Raw genomic sequence first — 21,211 nt, forward strand, 5'->3', positions numbered from 1 at the left:
GGGTGGTGTGGGATATAACGTATTTGCAACTTCATACGAAGAATTTGTCTTTCGAAAATGATTCTAAAATTAAAATAAATAACATTTTGGCTATTTTAAGTGGGGTCTACTCCGGTTGAAGCTGGCTACACTTCGAACTTTACGGGGGAAATCACCTTCAGCAGTGCTCCGTAAAGGCCACTAAGGCGTTGTTTTCGGCACATTCCTTGGGCCAGAAAGGGTGATTTAGTCAACATTGAATTGTATAGTGTCCCCTGGACAGGACTTTGTGGTGAATGTTACAAAATCAGCAACAATTTCATTACGGGTGCACTAAAATCAACAGAATGGGATAAAACAACAGGTTGGGGCGATTTTGAAGGTTAACAGAACGCACAGAGTTGTTATGCCGGGAACCAACGTGTGGTTTTATCTTTTTCATATAAAAAGAAGCTTTGTAAATCCAATATGAGAATACTTTTGAGTAACGATGACGGGGTCAATGCGCCGGGGATTCAAGTTCTGGCGGCCCGACTAAGGGAATTTGCTGATGTGCAGGTTGTTGCCCCTGACCGTAATCGCAGTGGGGCTTCAAACTCACTGACGCTCGAATCTTCATTGCGTACTTTCACTCTCGCCAACGGCGATATTTCGGTACAGATGGGCACGCCGACAGACTGCGTCTATCTTGGTGTCAACGCCTTGATGCGTCCGGCACCTGATGTCGTGGTTTCTGGAATTAACGCCGGGCCGAATCTGGGTGATGACGTCATCTATTCCGGCACCGTTGCGGCGGCGATGGAAGGGCGGCACTTAGGCATTCCAGCGCTGGCTGTTTCATTAAATGGCCATGAGCATTATGAAACTGCAGCCGCTGTCACTTGCTCGATTTTGCGTGCTTTATCGCGTGAACCGCTGCGTACCGGGCGTATCTTAAATATCAATGTGCCTGATTTGCCGCTTGATCAAATCAAGGGCATTCGTGTCACGCGCTGCGGTAGCCGCCATCCGTCAGATAAAGTTATTCCGCAAGAAGATCCGCGCGGCAATACGCTGTACTGGATTGGACCGCCGGGCGATAAATTTGACGCAGGCCCAGATACCGATTTTGCCGCTGTCGATGAAGGTTATGTTTCGGTCACCCCATTGCATGTTGACCTTACTGCTCATAGCGCACGTGAGGTCGTTAGCCACTGGTTGAGTAAATCAGGAGTGGACGAGCAATGGTAAGCAAACGCGTAGAAGCTCTTCTCGCACAACTGCGTACTCAAGGCATCAAGGACGAAAAAGTTCTGGAGGCGATTGCGCAGGTACCGCGGGAAAAATTTGTCGATGAAGCGTTTGAGCACAAAGCCTGGGAAAACACCGCCTTGCCCATTGGTTCCGGCCAAACTATCTCACAACCTTATATGGTTGCCAGAATGACCGAGTTGCTGGAGCTGACTCCGGAATCACGAGTGCTCGAAATCGGCACCGGTTCGGGTTATCAAACCGCGATTCTGGCTCACCTGGTGCATCATGTTTGTTCAGTTGAGCGCATCAAGGGCCTGCAATGGCACGCAAGGCGACGTTTAAAGCAACTCGATCTGCACAATATCTCCACCCGTCACGGTGACGGCTGGCTGGGCTGGCATGCACGCAGCCCATTTGACGCTATTATTGTTACGGCTGCACCACCGGAAATCCCCAGCGCGCTGTTGTCGCAGCTGGACGAAGGTGGAATTTTAGTCCTCCCGGTAGGCGAAGATCGGCAGTATCTGAAGCGCGTTCGTCGATTGAGTGGGGAATTTGTCATTGATACGGTAGAAGCCGTGCGTTTTGTCCCCTTAGTTAAGGGTGAATTGGCATAACCTGGAACTATCTTGTTTTTTTCTAAAGGTATTGGCGTAACGTTACGCGCAGCGAAATTTTAGCATCTGGCTGTATAACCATTAGCATTCGAGTTGCAGGTGAGCGTCTGCAGCCAACACCCCTGCAGCTTGAAGGATAATGGGTATAAGCACCAGTTCTGCCGTATTTTCATTAGCATATGATTGTTTTTTTGGGGGATAAATGAGCGCGGGAAGCCCAACTTTTACTTTACGCCGTATTGCGGCCTTGTCGCTGGTGAGCCTGTGGTTAGCAGGATGTACCAGCAATAACACTCAGGCACCGATCAGTTCGGTGGGCGGTAACGGCAATACCAGCAGCAGTTCTTCTGGCGGCATGCTGGTGACTCAGCCACCGAAAATGTCTACCCAAACCCAGAGCCAACAAATTCAGCCTGTCGCTCAGCAGCCTGCGATTCAGCCGGTGCAAACGCAGCCGGTCGCTTCCGAGCCAGTACAAACTGAAAATGGCCGCATTGTTTATAACCGCAAATATGGCGCTATTCCGAAAGGGAGCTATAACGGCGGTAGCACTTACACCGTTAAACGCGGCGACACTCTTTTCTATATTGCGTGGATCACCGGGAACGACTTCCGTGACTTAGCCCAACGGAACAATATCCCCGAGCCGTACGGCTTGAACGTGGGTCAGACCCTGCAGATTGGTAACGCATCCGGTGCACCAATTACGGGTGGAAACGCTGTGACTGCGGCCGATGCCAGCGCGCAGGGCATCACCCCTACCGCTGCGCAAAAAACCGCCGTAGTGGTTGCTTCTAAACCGGTAATTACGTATTCTGAGGACTCAGGTGAACAAAGTGCTAACAAAATGTTGCCGAATAATACAGGGACTGCGACAACTGTCACAGCACCGGTTACGGCACCTGTGGTTAGCTCTACGACTACTGTACCGACTGCCAGCAGCACGTCCGATAGCGCGCCAATTTCGACCTGGCGCTGGCCGACTGAAGGCAAGGTTATTGAGAACTTTTCTGCTAACGAAGGTGGCAATAAAGGGATCGATATCGCAGGCAGCAAAGGCCAGGCTGTTATTGCTACCGCTTCCGGGCGAGTGGTGTATGCCGGTAACGCGCTGCGTGGTTACGGTAATCTAATCATCATCAAACATAATGATGATTACCTGAGTGCCTACGCCCATAACGATACAATGCTGGTCCGGGAACAAGAAGAAATCAAGGCGGGGCAGAAGATAGCTACCATGGGTAGCACCGGAACCAGTTCAACACGTTTACATTTTGAAATTCGTTACAAGGGGAAATCCGTCAACCCGCTGCGTTACTTGCCGCAGCGATAAGCCGGTAAAGCACTTTACATGCACAAAGTCGTTTAAGTGATATCAAGGCGGCAACTGAGTGAATCCCCGGGAGCTTACTTAAGTAAGTGACTGGGGTGAATGAAGGCAGCCAACGCAGATAGCGCTTAAAAGACGAAGTGCAAGGTGCTTTACCCAGGGATCACGGGTAGGAGCCACCTTATGAGTCAGAATACGCTGAAAGTTAACGAGTTAAATGAAGACGCGGAATATGATGAGAATGGAGTTGAGGTCTTTGACGAAAAAGCCCTCGTAGAAGAGGAACCCAGTGATAACGACATAGCCGAAGAGGAGTTATTGTCACAGGGCGCCACTCAGCGTGTGCTTGACGCAACTCAGCTTTATCTTGGGGAGATTGGTTATTCCCCATTATTGACAGCCGAAGAAGAAGTGTATTTTGCCCGCCGCGCTCTGCGTGGTGACGTCGCTTCCCGCCGCCGCATGATTGAAAGTAACTTGCGTTTGGTGGTTAAGATTGCCCGCCGTTATAGCAATCGTGGTCTGGCTCTGCTGGACTTGATTGAAGAGGGGAATCTGGGGCTGATTCGTGCCGTTGAGAAGTTTGACCCAGAACGTGGGTTCCGTTTTTCAACGTATGCAACATGGTGGATTCGTCAGACCATCGAACGGGCAATCATGAACCAAACCCGTACGATTCGTTTGCCGATTCATATCGTGAAAGAGCTGAACGTTTATCTGCGTACCGCTCGTGAACTTTCCCATAAGCTCGACCATGAGCCAAGTGCGGAAGAGATTGCTGAGCAACTGGATAAACCGGTTGATGATGTTAGCCGTATGCTGCGTCTCAACGAGCGCATTACTTCAGTAGACACCCCGTTGGGTGGCGATTCTGAAAAAGCGCTGCTGGATATTCTGGCTGACGAGAAAGACAACGGCCCGGAAGACACCACCCAAGACGATGATATGAAACAGAGCATCGTGAAGTGGTTGTTTGAACTGAACGCTAAGCAGCGTGAAGTATTGGCTCGTCGTTTTGGTCTTTTAGGCTATGAAGCTGCAACACTGGAAGATGTGGGTCGTGAAATCGGCCTGACTCGTGAACGTGTTCGTCAGATTCAGGTTGAAGGTCTACGCCGTCTGCGTGAAATTTTGCAGACTCAAGGGCTGAATATCGAAGCATTGTTCCGCGAATAAATGTTCCGCGAATAATCGACTGTTCAAATAAAAAAGCGGTGACCCTGGTCACCGCTTTTTTTATGACTGCATTCCTGAATACCCTCACCCATGGGAACATGGTTTTCTCCTTCTCCTGGGGGAGAAGGACGGGATGAGGGCGACCCGATGGTGGAAACTACACCAGACTCTTCAAACGATAAATCCACTCCAGCGCCTGGCGTGGCGATAGCGAATCGGGGTCTAAGGCTTCCAGCGCTTCTACCGCAGGCGAGGTTTCCTCGGCAACAGACAGCAACGACATCTGCGTGCCATCAACCTGCGTGGCTGCCGTATTGTTAGAAATTGTCTCAAGCTCGCGCAGTTTCTGACGGGCACGCTTAATCACCTCTTTTGGCACACCAGCCAACGCCGCTACGGCCAGGCCGTAACTTTTGCTCGCCGCACCATCTTGCACACTGTGCATAAATGCGATGGTGTCACCGTGTTCGATGGCATCCAAATGCACGTTCGCCACACCTTCCATTTTTTCTGGCAGGGTCGTCAGCTCAAAATAGTGTGTTGCGAATAGCGTCAGCGCTTTGATGCGATTTGCCAGGCTTTCGGCACACGCCCAGGCGAGTGATAAACCATCATACGTCGACGTCCCACGACCAATTTCATCCATCAATACCAGGCTGTGTTCGGTGGCGTTATGCAGAATATTGGCCGTTTCGGTCATCTCCACCATGAAGGTCGAACGCCCGGAAGCCAGGTCATCTGCCGCACCCACACGGGTGAAAATACGGTCGATTGGGCCGATTTCCGCCTGCTGCGCCGGAACAAAACTACCGATGTAAGCCAGCAACACAATCAATGCAGACTGGCGCATGTAGGTACTTTTACCGCCCATGTTCGGGCCAGTGATAATCAGCATCCGACGTTGTGGCGCCAGGCTTAATGGGTTGGCGATAAACGGCTCGCTAAGCACTTGCTCAACCACCGGATGACGCCCGCCAACGACTTTAATACCCGGTTTATCTGTCAATTGCGGGCAGGTGTAATTCAGGCTGTAAGCACGTTCCGCGAGGTTCACCAGCACGTCCAGTTCCGCAAGTGCTGTCGCACTTTGCTGCAACGCTTCGAGGTGCGGTAACAGGGCATCGAACAGTTGATCGTAGAGCTGTTTTTCCAGCGCCAGCGCTTTCCCTTTTGAGGTCAGCACTTTGTCTTCGTACTCTTTCAGCTCAGGAATGATATAGCGTTCAGCGTTTTTTAGCGTCTGGCGGCGAACATAGTGAATAGGTGCGTGATGGCTCTGGCTGCGGCTGATCTGGATGTAATAACCATGTACGCCGTTGAAGCCCACTTTCAGCGTATCCAGACCAAGTTTTTCACGTTCACGGATCTCAAGTTTATCGAGATAATCCGTGGCGCCGTCTGCCAGCGCGCGCCATTCGTCTAACTCTTCGTTATAACCTGGCGCAATAACGCCGCCGTCACGCACCAGTACCGGCGGTGCTTCTACTACGGCGTGTTCGAGTAGCTCGCGAAGCTCGGCGAATTCACCCATATTTTCGCGCAGCGTTTGTACGTAATCTGTTGGCACATCCGCCAGCATTTCGCGCAGCTCTGGTAACTGTTGGAATGCGTGGCGCATACGCGCTAAATCGCGCGGGCGTGCGGTGCGTAAAGCCAGACGCGCCAGAATACGTTCCAGATCGCCCACCTGGCGCAACACCGGTTGGATTTCCGCAGTACGGTCTTGCAGCGCGGCAATGGTTTGCTGGCGTTTTTGCAGCACATCGACGTTGCGGATCGGCATATGCAACCAGCGTTTCAGCATGCGGCTGCCCATCGCCGTGACGGTGCAGTCCAGCACTGAAGCCAGCGTGTTTTCAAAACCGCCAGCGAGGTTCTGGGTTATCTCCAGATTACGGCGCGTTGCCGCATCCATAATAATGCTGTCTTGCTGGCGATCCATGGTGACAGAGCGAATATGCGGCAAAGAAGTGCGCTGCGTATCTTTAACGTATTGCAGTAAGCAACCGGCAGCACACAACGCATGATGAGCATTTTCGACACCAAAGCCCGTCAGGTCTCGCGTACCAAACTGCATATTCAACTGCTGGCGAGCGGTGGAAATCTCAAATTCCCACAGCGGGCGACGGCGCAGACCGCGACGGCCTTCAATTAAGCGTGTCTCGGCAAAATCTTCGGCATACAGCAGCTCAGCAGGATTGGTACGTTGCAACTCTGCCGCCATGGTTTCGATATCTTCTGGCTCAGACAGACGAAAACGGCCCGAGCTAATGTCGAGTGTGGCGTAGCCAAAACCTTTGCCCTCTTGCCAAATGGCCGCCAGCAGGTTGTCCTGACGTTCCTGCAGCAACGCTTCATCGCTGATGGTGCCTGGCGTAACGATGCGCACAACTTTGCGCTCAACTGGCCCTTTGCTGGTGGCGGGGTCGCCAATCTGCTCACAGATAGCTGCAGATTCGCCAAGATTCACCAGTTTCGCTAAATAGTTTTCAATGGCGTGATGTGGCACGCCAGCCATTGGAATCGGTTCCCCAGCGGATGCTCCACGCTTAGTCAGGGAAATGTCGAGCAGTTGCGATGCACGTTTCGCATCGTCATAAAAAAGCTCGTAAAAGTCACCCATGCGATAGAACAACAGGATCTCAGGATGCTGCGCTTTCAGGCGCAGGTACTGCTGCATCATCGGGGTGTGGCTGTCGAGGTTTTCCGTAGTAGTCATTTGATTTTATTAACCAACTTCACGATAAAATGAAGAAACGATCCTGAGTGTCATATCCAGGATCGAGAATGGGGCAAAGCGTATCACAATGGGGGTGGGGGTTAACATCTTATCGAAAAGGTTACGAGGCGGATCGAAAACTTGTATTTATAAAATCCCAGCCTGGTGGAAATCGTGCAGGTTAATCGCGCCGACCAGTTGACCGTTTTCATCGACTACGGGTGCCGCGCTAATGCGTTTTTTCATGAGCATTTCTTTAGCTTCAGTTGCACGTGTTTCAGTCTGTAGTACGGAGCATTGAGTGGTCATTGCATCGCAAATGACAGCTTCAAGTTGACCGCCTCCCACCAGCCAACGGCGTAGATCGCCATCGGTGAATACCCCCACAACCTGTTGATGTGTGTTGGTCACGCATACCAGGCCAAGACCGGTGCGGCTCAGTTCGAGTAAGGCGTCCATGACCGTTGCGATGTCAGCGATGACCGGGAGCTGTTTTCCAGTGCGCATCAAGTGATGCACCCGGTTTAACAAGCGTGCCCCTAAAGCCCCCGCAGGGTGAGAGCGGGCGAAATCTTCTTCATTAAAACCGCGCTCCTGCATGACCGCCATGGCAAGTGCATCACCCATCATTAGTGTGTTAACCGCGCTTGACGTTGGGGCGAGGCGCATAGGGCAGGCTTCGCGTTCAACGGAGATGTCGAGTATTGCAAGTGCAGCTTTGGCGAGGGGAGAGTCTGATTTACCTGTTATAGCAATTAAGGTGACAGCTTTTTCCTGGAGGCGCGGGATGATTAAGTCCAGTTCTTTGGCGGTGCCAGAATAGGAGATAAACAGCATGATATCGCGGCTCTCGATCATCCCTAAATCGCCATGAAGAGCTTCAGCAGGATGAACGAAGAAAGCGGGAGTACCGGTGCTGGCAAGCGTGGCGGCTATTTTTTTACCAATATGCCCGGATTTACCCATACCTGAGACAATCACTTTACCTTCGCAGGCAAGCACCGCACGAGCTGCGTTAACAAATTGTTCGCCCAGTCTGTCAGATAAACGGCTGGCTTCGTACAGTTCTAACTCCAGTGTTTCTCGCGCGATGAGTATCATTCGTTCAGTCATGTTTTTCCTCTGTGATAATCACGTTGATTCCCTTTTCCTGCAAAGCCGTCAAAAACTCCTCGCTGATGCCGCTGTCGGTAATAATGGTGTGGACACTGTCCAGCCCACAAACAATGTTCGGGCTTTTGCGACCAAATTTTGAGGAGTCAGCCATTAAAATCACCTGACGCGCTGCGTTGCACATCGCTTTACTGACGGTGTAAACCTCATTAAATGTGGTAACACCGGCATTCAGATCGATGCCATCGGTGCCCATAAAAAGTTTATCGAAGCTGAATTGTTCAAAAGCGGTTTCGGCCAGTTGGCCATGGAAAGAGGCTGATTTTTTGCGGAAGGTGCCGCCAGGCATCAGGATAGTTTGCTCGTTATCCAGTTCTGAAAGCGCATTAACAATATGCAGGCTGTTGGTCATGACGGTGATGTTATTAAAGCGCTGTAATAACGGAACCATTTGCAGCACCGTGCTGCCGGCATCAAGAATAATCGAATCACCATCATGGATGAATGTTACTGCCACATCCGCGATTTGTTGTTTTTTATGAGTGTTGATTAAGGTCTTGTGGTCAATGGGGGGATCCGGTTCGTCCTTGTTCAGTACTACGCCGCCATAGGTACGGATAACCGTGCCTGCGTTTTCCAGCAGCACCAGATCTTTGCGGATCGTGGTACCGGTGGTGGCAAAATATTGAGCGAGATCGTCAACGGAACTTTTCCCTTGTTTTTGCAGATACTCCAGGATTGCGGCCTGCCGATGGCGTGGTTTCATAAGCTCTTATTACCTTGCGCTAAATTTTAGTTTGATAATTTCGCAAGCAATAAGCGTTCGAAACGAAATTATCCATGTTTCACTTTAATCGCTAATGATAGAGCATTCTGACAGTTTTGATCATGGGGGAAGATCACATCAGGTTGCAATTCCTTTCGATTTATCCCATGTAATTGTGACAACGGTAAGGGTCTGGCAAAAATAGTGATGCCTTTCATCATCAAACTGTCACAGATGTTTTGTTGTTCATCGAATGCCAGTGCAATGACCACCCGAGGCTTAAAACGCCCGCCAGAACGCCCGATACCTACGGCTCCTTTCTGGCATAACTGGTCGAATGCACGATTGAAATGGCGTATTTGCCAGCCACCCAAAACCAGTTGGCTCAGCCAGGCGATTACAGCGATTGCGATGAGTGCGTTAATCATAGATTTCTCTCGTTAGGGAGGTGAATAGCGCGTTTGCAGTCATACGGCTATCCACCCGTGGGTTTAAAACATCACCTGCCCGCCGGTAATGTTGATTGATTGCCCGGTGCAGTACGATGCTTTATCACTGGCATAAAACAGCAGCGTATTCAGCACATCCTGATAGTCGCAGCCACGCTTGAGCGGGACTTTGTCGATGTAATATTGCTCGACTTCATCCGCCGCAATGCCCAGTTTCTCGGCATATTGCGGGAGTAATGATTGAAACATTGGCGATTTCAACAGGTTGCCCAGCATCAAGGCATGCACGGTAATGCCGTACTCTGCTAAATCCAGTGCCAGTGATTGTGTCAGCCCTACGCCGCCGAACTTTGCCGCGCTGTAGCCGGAATTATGTTTGCTGCCCACTTTCCCGGATTTAGAGTTAATTTGGATGATGCGGCCATGTACGCCGTCGCGGATCATCAAGGCTGAAAACGCTTTGGCGCACAGAAAATATCCCACTAGATTGACCTGCAACGAACGGTCAAAATCGCCCAACGCGAAATCACCAATAAATGCCGCTTTGGCAATTCCGGCGCTATAGACCAGCAAATTCACCTGGCCGAAAATCTCGTCTACTCCGTTGGCGAGCGCGGTTACGCTCTGTTCGCTGGTGGCATCAGCGCCAAATCCCCAGGCCATGCCAGCACCGTACTGGTCGTTAATTTCCTGGGCGACGCGGGCCGCTTTTTCGCTTTGGATATCTACCACGGCAATTTTATAACCTTCCTTCGCAAGCCCATGGGCGAGAAACGCTCCGAGGGTTTGTCCTCCCCCAATGACAACGGCAACTTGGTTCATGCTCTACTCCTTTAATGTGCTTAGACTAAAAACTTCAACTGGCAGCCCGTTTCAATATTCTGTGGTAGTGGCCCGTTAACATGGACGGTACCCGGGTATTCCGCCTGCGCTTCACCGTCGAAACGCAGGGTGATATGCCCCAGTTCCTGTAAATTTTGTTGAGCGACGTCGCCAACTGCGGTGACATCGTAATGCTGCCCGTTCAGTTCAAAACCGATGCCGGGTTCAAGCGTGCCGCTCAATGCGCCGTGGCAGTGAATAAAACAGAAGTCCTGAATATCTGCTGGCGCGCCTTCGCTAAAAGTGATCAGCATGTTGTCATCCAGCGCTTCGCGGGCGGACTGGCCGATGTACGTGATAGTCGTTTGATAAATAGTTCGCATAATCCACCTTATTGATAGATAAAGCCGGACACGAGCCAGGCGATGAGCACGGTTGGCGCGCCCGTTAAAAAGCGGCCGACTAATACCGATGGCACGCCGACGCGCACCGTGTCTTGTCGGGCTTCAGCCAGAGAGAGGCCCACCGGGATGAAGTCACAGGCTGCTTGCGCATTGATGGCAAACAGCGCGGGGAGCGCCAGATGTGGTGGAATGTGACCGAGGCCAATTTGTACGCCAATCAGCACCCCGATAACCTGTGCGATAACCGCCCCTGGGCCGAGGAAAGGTGAGAGCAGCGGGAATGAACAAATCAGCGCCAGGGTTATCAGTCCGACGGGATTGTTGGCCAGCGGAGCCAGGCCGTGAGCAATCCAGTCGCCTAATCCTGAAGCCATGATGATGCCGATAAGCGCTGAGACAAACGCCATAAACGGCAGGATGGTTTTTAAAACGGTATCGATGGTGTCGCGCCCGGCCTGAAACAGCACCGCTACGGCAGAGCCCATGCCCATGCCGACTTTTGCCAGCAATCCATCGCTTTGTTCCGTTATTTTCTTACTGGTGTCGTACTCACGAACCGGCGTTTTCGCGACGGACTGCGTTTCATCTGCTTGCCAGCTAATGTTTTCTTCGCGCACACCGGAAACGTAAATATCTTCAACGATGTACTGCGCCATTGGCCCGGACTTGCCGGTGGCATGGATATTAATGGTCGGGATGCGGCGTTTCGGGTACAACCCGCAGCGCAATGTTCCGCCACAGTCGATCACCGCCACAGCGATTTCTGCTTCCGGCGGCTCGCCTTCTTTAAAGCCGTCTACTGCTTCCCAGCCCGTCATTTCACTGAGTTTGTCGATAATCGCCGGGCGAGTCCCTGCGGTGATGTAGACGATTTTTTTTCCGGGTTCGACCGGCAGAATCAGCGGGCCGCCCCAGCCGCCCTGGCCTTTCTCAATACGAATAAGTTGCGTCATGATTTTTCCTTAAAGTCGCACCTGGCGTTCCAGTTCGATACCCATTTTCTTCTCGAAGATCGAGGTCGTGAGGTCGGTTATCCAGCCACGGAAGAAGTTAGTGATCAGACCGACAAGCAGGTAGCTCACCGCGAGTGGACCCAGCGGCAAACCAAGTGTGGTCAGCCCGCTGGCGATCCCGAGGTACACAAATAGCTCGCCTGGATTGATGTGAGGGAAAAGGCCATTCATTGAGTGGCAACTGTATGAAGCGGCGGCGTAATAGCTCGGTTTGTATTTCTCCGGCATAAAGCGCCCCAGGCTTAGCGTCATCGGGTTGCAGAACACGAACGTACCGATGCAAGGCAATAACAGGTAGCGGGAAACCGGGTTTCCGGCGCAGCGCTGCGCCATTCGTTCGATGCGATGCTGGCCGATGAAATTAATTAACGCGTTCATTATCACCAGCAGGCTTATTAGCAGCGGAAGAATACCGGTCACCATGCCGGTAAAAACTTCTCCCCCTTTTTGAAACAGGCCAATAAACCATTCAGCTCCATGGGTAATCATGTCGATCATTGTTATCTCCTGAAGGGTAAATGCTCACTCTGCGGTCAGTGGCAGCTCATAATAATCACTTTGAAACCTTCATGTATGTTATTTAGATCTCATTGTGAAACATAAATCTGTTAATTTGAAAGGTAATTTAATTTTAAATGGAAAGTTTTATGGTGAACTGAAAGGGGAGATAAGAGGGTTTACTGCTTATGATTTGCCATAAGGAATCCCCTTTCATCAGGAGAATGGGCTATGGTCATGCGGATTTGTGGGGGCGAGAAGATGCGATTGGCGGCGTGGTCAACGATTTGAAAGGCCACTGTGGAGGAGATTGAATTGCTTGCAATGCCAGCCACCTAATGTGGTTGGCATTACGTTTTTACCTTACTGCATTTTACACCTTTGCTTCTGATGCGTTGACCACATTGCTAACTTTTGCCCTCTGTGGTTCTGGCGTCATGAACTCGGGTTTTTTACGATATTTATCCAGCACATGGATTTGGATCTTACGCAGCATATCGCCGTTAAGTTTGTAGAAACGGAAATAGAAAGCCAGGGTGATGAGATAGAACACTGCAGGCAGAGCAATCATGATGAATTGCATGCCGATGAGCGTACTTTCGCTTTGAACGACATTTGGCACATAACCAATAATGCCAAGCACAATGGAAATCAACAGCGCAGCAAATGCCGAGCCACCTTTTACTACCATCGTTTGTACTGAGTAGGCGATGCTTTCACAGCGTACGTTGAGCTTATATTCACCATAATCGACGGTATCCGCCACCATAATGACCTGCAGTACCCAGAACAGTGCACTGCCAACATTGAGTAGTACCCCAGCCAGTGAAATCATCCAGATATTGTGATAACCCGCCAGGGCAATCCACAGTAGTACGCAACAACCGAGAATGGGTAACGTTGAGGCACAAGTCCATAAAACGCGCCGGGATAATGCTTTCACCAGGCGAGGGAACAGGATTAGCGTGAGCAGGTTTGCCGCACCGGCGTAAGACATGTAATACGGGAAGAGGTCGGCATTGCCAATTACATAAGTAAAATAATAAATCGCGAAGCCGGTAATGGTATTGGCGGCAATATTGTAGGCCAAAGCCATACCTAACAGGCACGAAAGCTGATCGTTTTTATAAATAAGCCCGACAATGGTTTTTAATGTCAGCCGGCTATTCTTGGTAGTGGTGTCGTTGTCCGATGAATAGACCTCTTTGACATAGCGTAATGTGACAATAGTCGAGGCAATAAAGAAGGCTATCAAGATCAGGGTAAACATCTGGAAACCAAATCCGCGGTCAGCCCCGCCGACATACTTCACAAACGGTAGGGTAATACCGGCGGTAACAAACCCCGAGAGGCTGGCAAAAAACCTTGGGAAAGGAACCAGTTGTTCACGTTCGCGTTTATCCAGCGTAATGGTGGGAACCAGTGACCAGAACGGGATATCCATAATCGTGTATGTCATACCCCATAAAATATAGGTGACACAGACAAACACTAATTGGGTTGTACCTTCAAACTGGTGCGCGCTGAATAATAAGAACAACACCACGGAGTTGGTTATCGTGCCTATCAAAATCCATGGTTTAAACTTTCCCCAACGCGTACGCGTGTTATTGACTATCCAGCCCATAATGGGGTCATTGATCGCATCCCAAATTCTGGCGACCAGAAATAATGTACCAACCACCCCCACCGATAAGCCGATGATATCGGTGTAGTAATACATCAGATACATGTAAACAATACCAATAGCGAAATCTTTACCAAACGCTCCAAATCCGTAACTGAGTTTTGTTGCAATCGATATGCTCATAGGGTTCAAGGGTACTGTTACCAGCGCCCACCTCTGTTATTAGTCACACATATGCCGGGCATATAACCCGGCGTTCGCGATGATTAGCGGTGCAGCCACTCTGGCAACCAATTGCCATGTGCCTCAATCAGGGCATCGACCAATGCGTAAATCTCTTCAATACTAAGGACGGCAGAAGTATGGGGGTCTAACATCGTGGCGTGATAAACGCGATCACGGTTTTCGGTCAGGATGGCTTCCGTCAGTAACGTTTGCACATTCACGTTAGTCTGCATTAATGCGGCCAGATGCGAGGGGAGTGTGCCAATTCTGGTGGGTTGAATGCCGTTAGCATCGACAAGGCAAGGGACTTCTACGCAGCATCCTTGCGGAAGGTTATCGATAAGTTTGTCATTGCGTACGTTGCCATAAATAACGCTCGGCTCACCGGTCCATAGAGCATTCATAATAGTGCTGGCGTACTCTTTAGACGGTTTAATCGTTATTTTTTCAGCTGTTTTGTACTCTTCGAGCTCCTTGCGCCAGGTTGCTAGCTGCTCGACACAGCGTTTTGGATACTCATCCAGCGGCACTTTATAACGTTCAATTAAATCTTCGCGGCCAGGCTTGATAAACCACGGTGTGTATTCAGCAAAATGCTCTGAGGATTCTGTCACAAAATAACCCAGCTTTTTGAACATCTCATAGCGGACAATATTCTCACAGCGAGGATTACTGTGAGCGTTTGGCTTTGGCGCTTGCCCGGACTCGTAAGCATTCAGCAACTCAGGATAGATACTGATATATTCCCCATCGGTATTTTTTTTCTCCAGAGAAAGATAAAACGCCATGTGGTTAATCCCGGCACAACGATAACGCAATGTAGCAGGGTCGATATCCAAATCGCGGGCCAACTCTGCCGCGGTACCTTGAACGGAATGGCATAAACCCACTTGTTTGATTTGCGGATAACGTGCGTACATCGCCCAGGTATTCATTGCCATTGGGTTGACGTAATTCAGCATCGTGGCATCAGGACAGACTTCCAGCATGTCTTCGCAGATTTGCCACAAATGCGGGATGGTTCGCAGTGCACGCATAATGCCGCCAGGGCCGAGGGTGTCAGCTATGGTTTGCTCCAGGCCAAAGCGTTTACAGACGTCAAAATCAGTGACGGTACAGGGCTCGTAGCCGCCGATCTGGAAGGCTACCACCACAAAGTCAGCCCCCTCAAGGGCACTTTTCTGATCGGTATGGCAGCTAATCTTGCCGTAGGCTTCAGCCGAATCCATCAGCTTGCGCACAACGATGTGCGATTCCTCCAGCCGGGTGGGATTAATATCCATCAGAGCGATATGGGCAGATTTCAGTGCTGGGCGATGGAAGACATCCCCAAGGATATTCTTCACAAATATGGTGGAGCCCGCACCGATGAAGGTAATTTTAGGAACTGACACTGACATGGTAATTCTCCGTGGTGTTGTTAAACAGAATCAGAGTGGCATGTCAGTAAAGACTTCTCCTCCATCTTCCCTGCAGAGAATTCCCACAAGCTCATATTTACTCTTTCGTTCGCTGTAATATGAGTTTATGGGAATAATTTGCCAATAAAGAAGAGAATACGGGCATAGATTTATAAGGAATATCAATGTGAGGGGGAGACTTCATTCGGATATGTGCCACAATTTATGATAATTCAGGAACCGGAGAGAATGATGAACATCAACACTGGCCGCCTACCGCCTGATCCACATATGTGTAACAGTACCGACCGTGAAACGCGTAGCCCGTTGGCACTTTATTCTGAATATCAGCGCATGGATATTGAGCTGCGTCGGCCGCACTATATGGAATCCAGCCACTGGCACGGGCAAGTCGAGATAAATGTTCCGTTCGACGGTGATGTGGAATACCTGATTAACAATGAAATAGTGCAAATCAAACAAGGGCATATCACCCTGTTCTGGGCGTGTACCCCTCATCAACTCACCCGTCCCGGTGATTGCCAGAATATGGCGATTTTTAACCTGCCGATGCATCTGTTTCTCTCATGGCCACTGGATAGGCAACTGATAAATCATGTGACCCACGGTATGGTGATTAAATCGTTGGCAGCCCAACAAATTAGCCAATTTGAAGTTCAGCGTTGGCAACAGGAAATGAACAGCCAGAATGAACAGATTCGCCAGTTGGCCATTGATGAGATAGGGCTCATGCTTAAACGTCTGAGTTTGTCAGGTTGGCAACCTATTCTGGTGAATAAAACACCCAGTACGCACAGCAATGGCGGTAGTGTGTCGCGCCACGCGCAGTTCTATGTTAGTCAAATGCTGGAGTTTATCGGGGCTAATTACGACCAGGCCCTCACCATTGAAAACATCGCCGAACATGTAAAACTTAATGCAAACTATGCGATGGGAATTTTCCATCGTGTGATGCAACTGACAATGAAGCAATATATTACGGCGATGCGTATTAACCATGTGCGTGCGTTACTCAACGACACCGATAAAACAATTCTTGATATCGCGCTGACTGCGGGGTTTCGCTCAAGTAGTCGCTTCTACAGCTCTTTTAATAAATATGTTGGCATGTCCCCGCAAAAATATCGCAAGCTCAGCCAATCAAAAAACTCAAGTTATTGATACTGCGTTTTTACCGGCATAGACACGGTTAAAATCCTCTGGATGCAGGCATCGAAGAAGGGTTCCTGTTTCGTCATTCAGGTGGTGAGAGCAATAAAATAGGGGCCACAAAACGTACATTTGGCGTCCTTTTTGAGGTTATGACAGCGGACTTCTTTTTCAGGCAGTCAAATATGATTTACCATAAGGAATACACATTCGTCGTCAGTCATATGGATATCCCTCACATGCGTTACTCCGTCGCGTTACTTCCACTTATCGTTTTGCTTGCTGCCTGTAGCAGTAAACCAAAAACTGAAACTTCGCCTCAGCAAGCTGGCGCGCCTTCAGGGGGGTTCTTACTGCAACCGCAGCATGATGTGTTTATGCAGACGGGGGATTTTGCCAACAATCCTGAAGCCGAAAAATTCATCAATAAAATGGTGAGTGAGCATGGCTTTGACCGCCAGCAATTGCATGAAGTGTTATCTCAGGCCAAACGGCTGGATTACGTGCTGCGTTTAATGGACCAGCAGGCACCTACTACTGCACCACCTCCGGGCCCAAATGGGGCGTGGTTGCGTTATCGCGGCAAATTTATCACCCCAGATAACGTGCAAAATGGCGTGGCTTTCTGGAATCAATACGATAGTGCGCTGAAACGCGCTTTCCAGGTTTACGGCGTGCCGCCAGAAATTATTGTTGGGATTATCGGCGTGGAAACTCGCTGGGGCCGCGTGATGGGTAAAACACGCATCATCGATGCGCTGGCGACCTTATCCTTTGCTTATCCACGCCGTGCGCAATACTTCTCTGGCGAACTGGAAACTTTCCTGTTGATGGCGCGTAACGAAGGTGATGACCCGCTGGCACTGAAAGGTTCATTTGCCGGGGCGATGGGTTACGGCCAGTTTATGCCTTCGTCGTTCAAAGAGTACGCGGTTGATTTCAACGGCGACGGCCATGTGAATTTGTGGGATCCCGAAGATGCGATTGGCAGCGTGGCAAACTATTTCAAAGGCCACGGTTGGGTGAAAGGGGATTTGGTGGCGGTGCCAGCTAACGGCCAGGTACCGGGGTTAGCCAACGGCTTTAAGACCAAGTATTCCGTTTCCGCGCTGGCGCAATCCGGTCTGAGCCCAACGGCTTCTCTGGGTAACCACCAGGAAGCCAGTTTACTGCGCCTGGATATGGGCGATCGTTACCAGTACTGGTACGGTCTGCCAAACTTCTACACCATCACCCGTTACAACCACAGCACGCATTACGCGATGGCGGTATGGCAGTTAGGCCTGGCTGTTGCGCAGGCTCGCGTTCAGTAATCTTTACCCCGCCTTGTTCTGAGGCGGGGTTCTTTCTCCAGCACTTCCCATGAAGGTTTTTCCCGATCGTCGATCAGGAATTTACATCGTCATCAATTTATTTTATGTTATGTTATAACAAATCAAATTGAAGGCTTTTTCCTGCAATGAATCCTTTACGGACACTTTTCACCGTAGCAGCATCAGCCCGGTTTTGTGCAGTCTTAATGCTGCTCGCCGGTTTATGGCTGGCTATTCGCTGGGCGATTGCACTGCCATGATCTCGTTGAATCAAGTGGTATTGGGTTATCAGGGAAGGGCGGTGACACCTGCACTTACCGGCCATATTGTGCAAGGCAGCATGACCGCCATTATTGGTGCCAATGGCACCGGGAAATCGACCCTCCTTAAAACATTATTGAAGTTACAGGCACCGGTATCGGGGCAACTGCAGTTTACCGATGGGTGTGCTCCGCGCATTGCGTGGTTGCCGCAACTGGCTGAAATGGAAAGACAGTTTCCTGTCACGGTTTACGATGTGGTGTGTATGGGGGCGTGGCCTGCCCGCAGCCTGTTTTCCGCATTGAAGCGTCAACACCGCCTGCGGATAGCCGATGCCATCGAACGAGTTGGCTTGAGCGCTTACCGCCATCAGCCTATCGAAATGCTTTCTGGCGGCCAGTTTCAGAGAATGCTGTTTGCTCGCTTACTGGTGCAAAACGCGCCGCTGGTGCTGCTCGATGAGCCTTTTACCGGGGTCGATTCGCAAACCAGCGATTTCCTGATGTCGTTAATCTGCCAAATGAATCAGGCGGGCCAAACGGTACTGGCTGTGCTGCATGATAACCAACGTGTTAGCCGGCATTTCCCACAGGTTTTATTGCTTACACAAGATCATTTCCATTGGGGGGACGCTGCTGAAGTGTTACCTCGTTATTCGCAAGTCAGTAATAATCTGGCGTTATCCGCATGATTTATCACTTCTTCTTGGAACCGTTTATTGATTACGGTTTTATGCGCCGCGCGCTCGTTGCGTGCCTGGCTTTATCACTGAGCACCGCTCCGTTGGGGATTTTCTTGCTGCTAAGGCGTATGAGCCTGGTGGGGGATGCACTTTCTCATGCCATCCTACCGGGCGTTGCGGTGGGCTATTTGCTGGCAGGTATGTCGCTGGTTGCCATGGGGATTGGCGGCTTTGTTGCGGGGGTGCTGGTGGCATTAATTTCCGGCCTGGTGAGCTCACGAACCCAACTTAAAGAGGATGCTAGTTTTGCAGGTTTTTACCTCGGCTCGCTGGCGTTAGGTGTCACACTCATTTCGCTTCGCGGCTCCAGTGTTGACCTGCTGCACCTTTTATTTGGCTCAATACTGGCCGTCGATAATCAGGCAACAATCTTCGTTGGCGTGATTGCCAGCGTAACGTTACTTATCCTGGCGGGTTTATATCGCGGGCTGGTGATGGAAACCTTTGACCGCAGCTTCTTGCAGGTCAATAACCGCCATGCACCTCATCTTATTCATGGTGTTTTTCTTGCGCTGCTGGTGCTTAACCTGGTCGCCGGATTTCAAATCCTCGGCACGCTGATGTCCGTCGGGCTAATGATGCTGCCAGCAGTTTCGGCGCGCTGCTGGGCGAAAACGCTACCTGGGGCGATGTTTATTGCGGTGGTCTGCGGTTTGTTATCGGCATGGATTGGGCTGGCATGGTCTTTTGCCGCCGCACTGCCTGCTGGACCGGCGATTGTTCTGACGGCAAGCGTTGGCTTCTTTATCTCAATACTTTTCGGTTCGCGCAGCGGACTGGCTCGGAGCCTTTGTAGAGGCTGGATAACAACAAGCAAGGGGATTAAATGAAACGTTTTGGGATGATGATGTCATTGGTGCTGGCTTGTTCCAGCCAGGCGGCGCTGGCGAAAAACCTCAATGTGGTCGCCAGTTTCACGGTGTTGGCTGATATGGCGAAACAAGTCGGCGGTGAACATGTCACGGTAAAAAGCCTGGTCGGGCCAAACGGTGATCCGCATAGTTTTGAACCCTCGCCGCAAGACAGCGTCGCGCTAAGCAAAGCTGACGTGGTTATTGTCAGCGGGCTGGGAATGGAAGGGTGGATGGACCGCCTGGTGAGCGCATCAGGTTATAAAGGCAAAGTCATTGTTGCTTCTGAAGGTATTTCCAGCCGCAGCATGGTCGAAGACGGTAAACAAATTACTGACCCGCATGCCTGGAACAGTGCTGAGAATGGCGCGGTCTACGCGCAGAATATTATGAAGGCGCTGATGGCGGCAGACCCACAAGATGCGGCGGCAATCAATGAAAGCGGCAGCGAGTACGTTACGCGCCTGAAACTGCTGGATAGCTGGGCCAAAACACGCTTTGAATCGATTCCTAAATCGCACCGTAAAGTGCTGACCAGCCATGATGCCTTTGGCTATTTTGGCGCAGAGTATGGGGTGGCTTTCCTCGCGCCTGTTGGCTTCTCGACTGAAGCTGAAGCGAATGCCAGTGATGTCGCTGGGCTAATCAAACAGCTCAAAAACCAGCACATCAAAACATACTTCATTGAGAACCAGACTGACCCCCGTCTGGTAAAACAAATTGCCGCCGCGAGTGGTGCACAACCGGGCGGTGAACTTTATCCTGAAGCATTGTCTGATGCCGACGGCCCTGCCAGCACTTATGAGATGGCTTTTAAGCATAATGTGGAAGCCATCGCTAACAGTATGAAATGATTTATCCGGCCAGCATTCGCTGGCCGTTCTTTTCTCTGGAAGTGCCTCGCGTTATTGAATGTAATCCTCTGAAAGCGCGGTTAAGTGCTATCGTGTGACCCTGCGATATGTCTACAATCGGAGCCAATATGACAGAGAAAACATTGCGCCAATTAAGCCACCAGTTGGGCGAAGCGCTTGGGCAGCTTGGTGCCACCATCACGACGGCGGAATCTTGCACCGGTGGCTGGATTGCCAAGGTGATTACTGATGTTTCAGGCAGTTCCGCCTGGTTTGAACGTGGCTTTGTTACCTACAGTAACGAAGCTAAACATCAAATGATTGGTGTGGATAGCGGGACGCTGGAAACCCACGGCGCAGTCAGTGAAGCCGTGGTGCGTGAAATGGCTCAGGGGGCGTTATATGCCGCCGCTGCGGACTACGCGATTGCAGTCAGTGGTATCGCCGGACCAAATGGTGGCAGCGAGGAAAAACCCGTCGGCACCGTGTGGTTTGGCTTCAGCTCAAAGCTTGAAGGCACTGTCGCTCGCCATCAGCTTTTTGAAGGTGACCGTGATGCCGTTCGCCGCCAGGCCACGGAATATGCAGTGCAAACCCTGTGGGAAGAATTTCTCAAAAATAAGCTTGATACTGTATGACCATACAGTAT

The 21,211-nt window shown here is 50.6% G+C and carries 20 protein-coding genes; 10 read left to right on the forward strand and 10 right to left on the reverse strand.

The genetic code is table 11. The features are described from left to right. The first annotated feature begins 447 nt into the window (after positions 1-447). The 4 genes from surE (at position 448) to rpoS (ending at position 4,335) form a co-directional block, all read left to right on the forward strand. The gene (surE, locus tag MES37_RS11605; protein ID WP_064543913.1) at positions 448-1,209 is read left to right on the forward strand and encodes a 5'/3'-nucleotidase SurE; all 762 of its coding nucleotides are present in this window, start codon (positions 448-450) and stop codon (positions 1,207-1,209) included. Then, a complete protein-coding gene (locus MES37_RS11610; protein WP_064543915.1) occupies positions 1,203-1,829 on the forward strand; it encodes a protein-L-isoaspartate(D-aspartate) O-methyltransferase in 627 nt (208 codons plus the stop codon). The genes surE and MES37_RS11610 overlap by 7 nt, the downstream gene beginning before the upstream one ends. Before the next feature lie 202 nt (positions 1,830-2,031). Then, positions 2,032-3,162, forward strand: a complete 1,131-nt coding sequence (gene nlpD, locus MES37_RS11615; RefSeq protein ID WP_232886947.1) for a murein hydrolase activator NlpD — start codon at positions 2,032-2,034, stop codon at positions 3,160-3,162. Positions 3,163-3,342: 180 nt separating this feature from the next. Beyond that, the gene (rpoS, locus tag MES37_RS11620) at positions 3,343-4,335 is read left to right on the forward strand and encodes an RNA polymerase sigma factor RpoS (protein WP_064543919.1); all 993 of its coding nucleotides are present in this window, start codon (positions 3,343-3,345) and stop codon (positions 4,333-4,335) included. A gap of 157 nt (positions 4,336-4,492) precedes the next feature. On the opposite strand, the gene mutS is transcribed toward rpoS, so the two are convergent. The 10 genes from mutS to MES37_RS11670 form a co-directional block, all read right to left on the reverse strand. Beyond that, a complete protein-coding gene (mutS, locus tag MES37_RS11625; RefSeq protein ID WP_064543930.1) occupies positions 4,493-7,054 on the reverse strand; it encodes a DNA mismatch repair protein MutS in 2,562 nt (853 codons plus the stop codon). A gap of 147 nt (positions 7,055-7,201) precedes the next feature. Continuing rightward, positions 7,202-8,167, reverse strand: coding sequence for an arabinose-5-phosphate isomerase GutQ (gene gutQ, locus MES37_RS11630; protein ID WP_237931480.1), 966 nt, complete (start codon positions 8,165-8,167; stop codon positions 7,202-7,204). Next, the gene (srlR, locus tag MES37_RS11635; RefSeq protein WP_064543934.1) at positions 8,160-8,933 is read right to left on the reverse strand and encodes a glucitol operon DNA-binding transcriptional repressor SrlR; all 774 of its coding nucleotides are present in this window, start codon (positions 8,931-8,933) and stop codon (positions 8,160-8,162) included. The genes gutQ and srlR overlap by 8 nt, the downstream gene beginning before the upstream one ends. A gap of 68 nt (positions 8,934-9,001) precedes the next feature. Then, positions 9,002-9,361: a transcriptional regulator GutM gene (gene gutM, locus MES37_RS11640; protein ID WP_064543935.1), complete on the reverse strand. Its 360-nt coding sequence runs from the start codon at positions 9,359-9,361 to the stop codon at positions 9,002-9,004. A 63-nt stretch (positions 9,362-9,424) separates the two neighbouring features. After that, entirely contained in the window at positions 9,425-10,204 is a 780-nt protein-coding gene (gene srlD / locus MES37_RS11645; RefSeq protein ID WP_064543937.1) for a sorbitol-6-phosphate dehydrogenase, read from the reverse strand. Positions 10,205-10,224: 20 nt separating this feature from the next. Continuing rightward, complete coding sequence (srlB, locus tag MES37_RS11650; protein ID WP_237931482.1) at positions 10,225-10,587, reverse strand: PTS glucitol/sorbitol transporter subunit IIA; 363 nt, start codon at positions 10,585-10,587, stop codon at positions 10,225-10,227. An 8-nt stretch (positions 10,588-10,595) separates the two neighbouring features. Beyond that, positions 10,596-11,561, reverse strand: coding sequence for a PTS glucitol/sorbitol transporter subunit IIB (gene srlE / locus MES37_RS11655; RefSeq protein WP_121815023.1), 966 nt, complete (start codon positions 11,559-11,561; stop codon positions 10,596-10,598). Between the two features lie 9 nt (positions 11,562-11,570). Beyond that, positions 11,571-12,119, reverse strand: coding sequence for a PTS glucitol/sorbitol transporter subunit IIC (gene srlA / locus MES37_RS11660; protein ID WP_064543944.1), 549 nt, complete (start codon positions 12,117-12,119; stop codon positions 11,571-11,573). A 373-nt stretch (positions 12,120-12,492) separates the two neighbouring features. Beyond that, positions 12,493-13,929, reverse strand: a complete 1,437-nt coding sequence (gene melB / locus MES37_RS11665) for a melibiose:sodium transporter MelB (RefSeq protein ID WP_237931484.1) — start codon at positions 13,927-13,929, stop codon at positions 12,493-12,495. A gap of 83 nt (positions 13,930-14,012) precedes the next feature. Further along, complete coding sequence (locus MES37_RS11670; protein ID WP_133522884.1) at positions 14,013-15,371, reverse strand: alpha-glucosidase/alpha-galactosidase; 1,359 nt, start codon at positions 15,369-15,371, stop codon at positions 14,013-14,015. A gap of 249 nt (positions 15,372-15,620) precedes the next feature. On the opposite strand from MES37_RS11670, the gene melR reads away from it, so the two are divergent. The 6 genes from melR to pncC all read left to right on the forward strand — a co-directional run bounded on the left by melR (position 15,621) and on the right by pncC (position 21,200). Beyond that, positions 15,621-16,553 (forward strand): transcriptional regulator MelR, encoded by a 933-nt coding sequence (gene melR / locus MES37_RS11675; RefSeq protein WP_064543948.1) that lies wholly within the window; start codon positions 15,621-15,623, stop codon positions 16,551-16,553. Positions 16,554-16,780: 227 nt separating this feature from the next. After that, complete coding sequence (mltB, locus tag MES37_RS11680) at positions 16,781-17,854, forward strand: lytic murein transglycosylase B (protein WP_064544056.1); 1,074 nt, start codon at positions 16,781-16,783, stop codon at positions 17,852-17,854. Positions 17,855-18,110: 256 nt separating this feature from the next. After that, a complete protein-coding gene (locus MES37_RS11685) occupies positions 18,111-18,806 on the forward strand; it encodes a metal ABC transporter ATP-binding protein (RefSeq protein WP_237931488.1) in 696 nt (231 codons plus the stop codon). Next, positions 18,803-19,687 (forward strand): metal ABC transporter permease, encoded by an 885-nt coding sequence (locus MES37_RS11690; RefSeq protein ID WP_064543950.1) that lies wholly within the window; start codon positions 18,803-18,805, stop codon positions 19,685-19,687. The genes MES37_RS11685 and MES37_RS11690 overlap by 4 nt, the downstream gene beginning before the upstream one ends. After that, entirely contained in the window at positions 19,684-20,562 is an 879-nt protein-coding gene (locus MES37_RS11695; RefSeq protein ID WP_064543952.1) for a metal ABC transporter substrate-binding protein, read from the forward strand. The genes MES37_RS11690 and MES37_RS11695 overlap by 4 nt, the downstream gene beginning before the upstream one ends. A 128-nt stretch (positions 20,563-20,690) precedes the next feature. Continuing rightward, positions 20,691-21,200, forward strand: a complete 510-nt coding sequence (pncC, locus tag MES37_RS11700; RefSeq protein ID WP_064543954.1) for a nicotinamide-nucleotide amidase — start codon at positions 20,691-20,693, stop codon at positions 21,198-21,200. The last annotated feature ends 11 nt before the right edge of the window (positions 21,201-21,211 follow it).

It is taken from the genome of Buttiauxella sp. S19-1 (genome assembly GCF_022134725.1).
GTDB lineage: Bacteria > Pseudomonadota > Gammaproteobacteria > Enterobacterales > Enterobacteriaceae > Buttiauxella > Buttiauxella ferragutiae.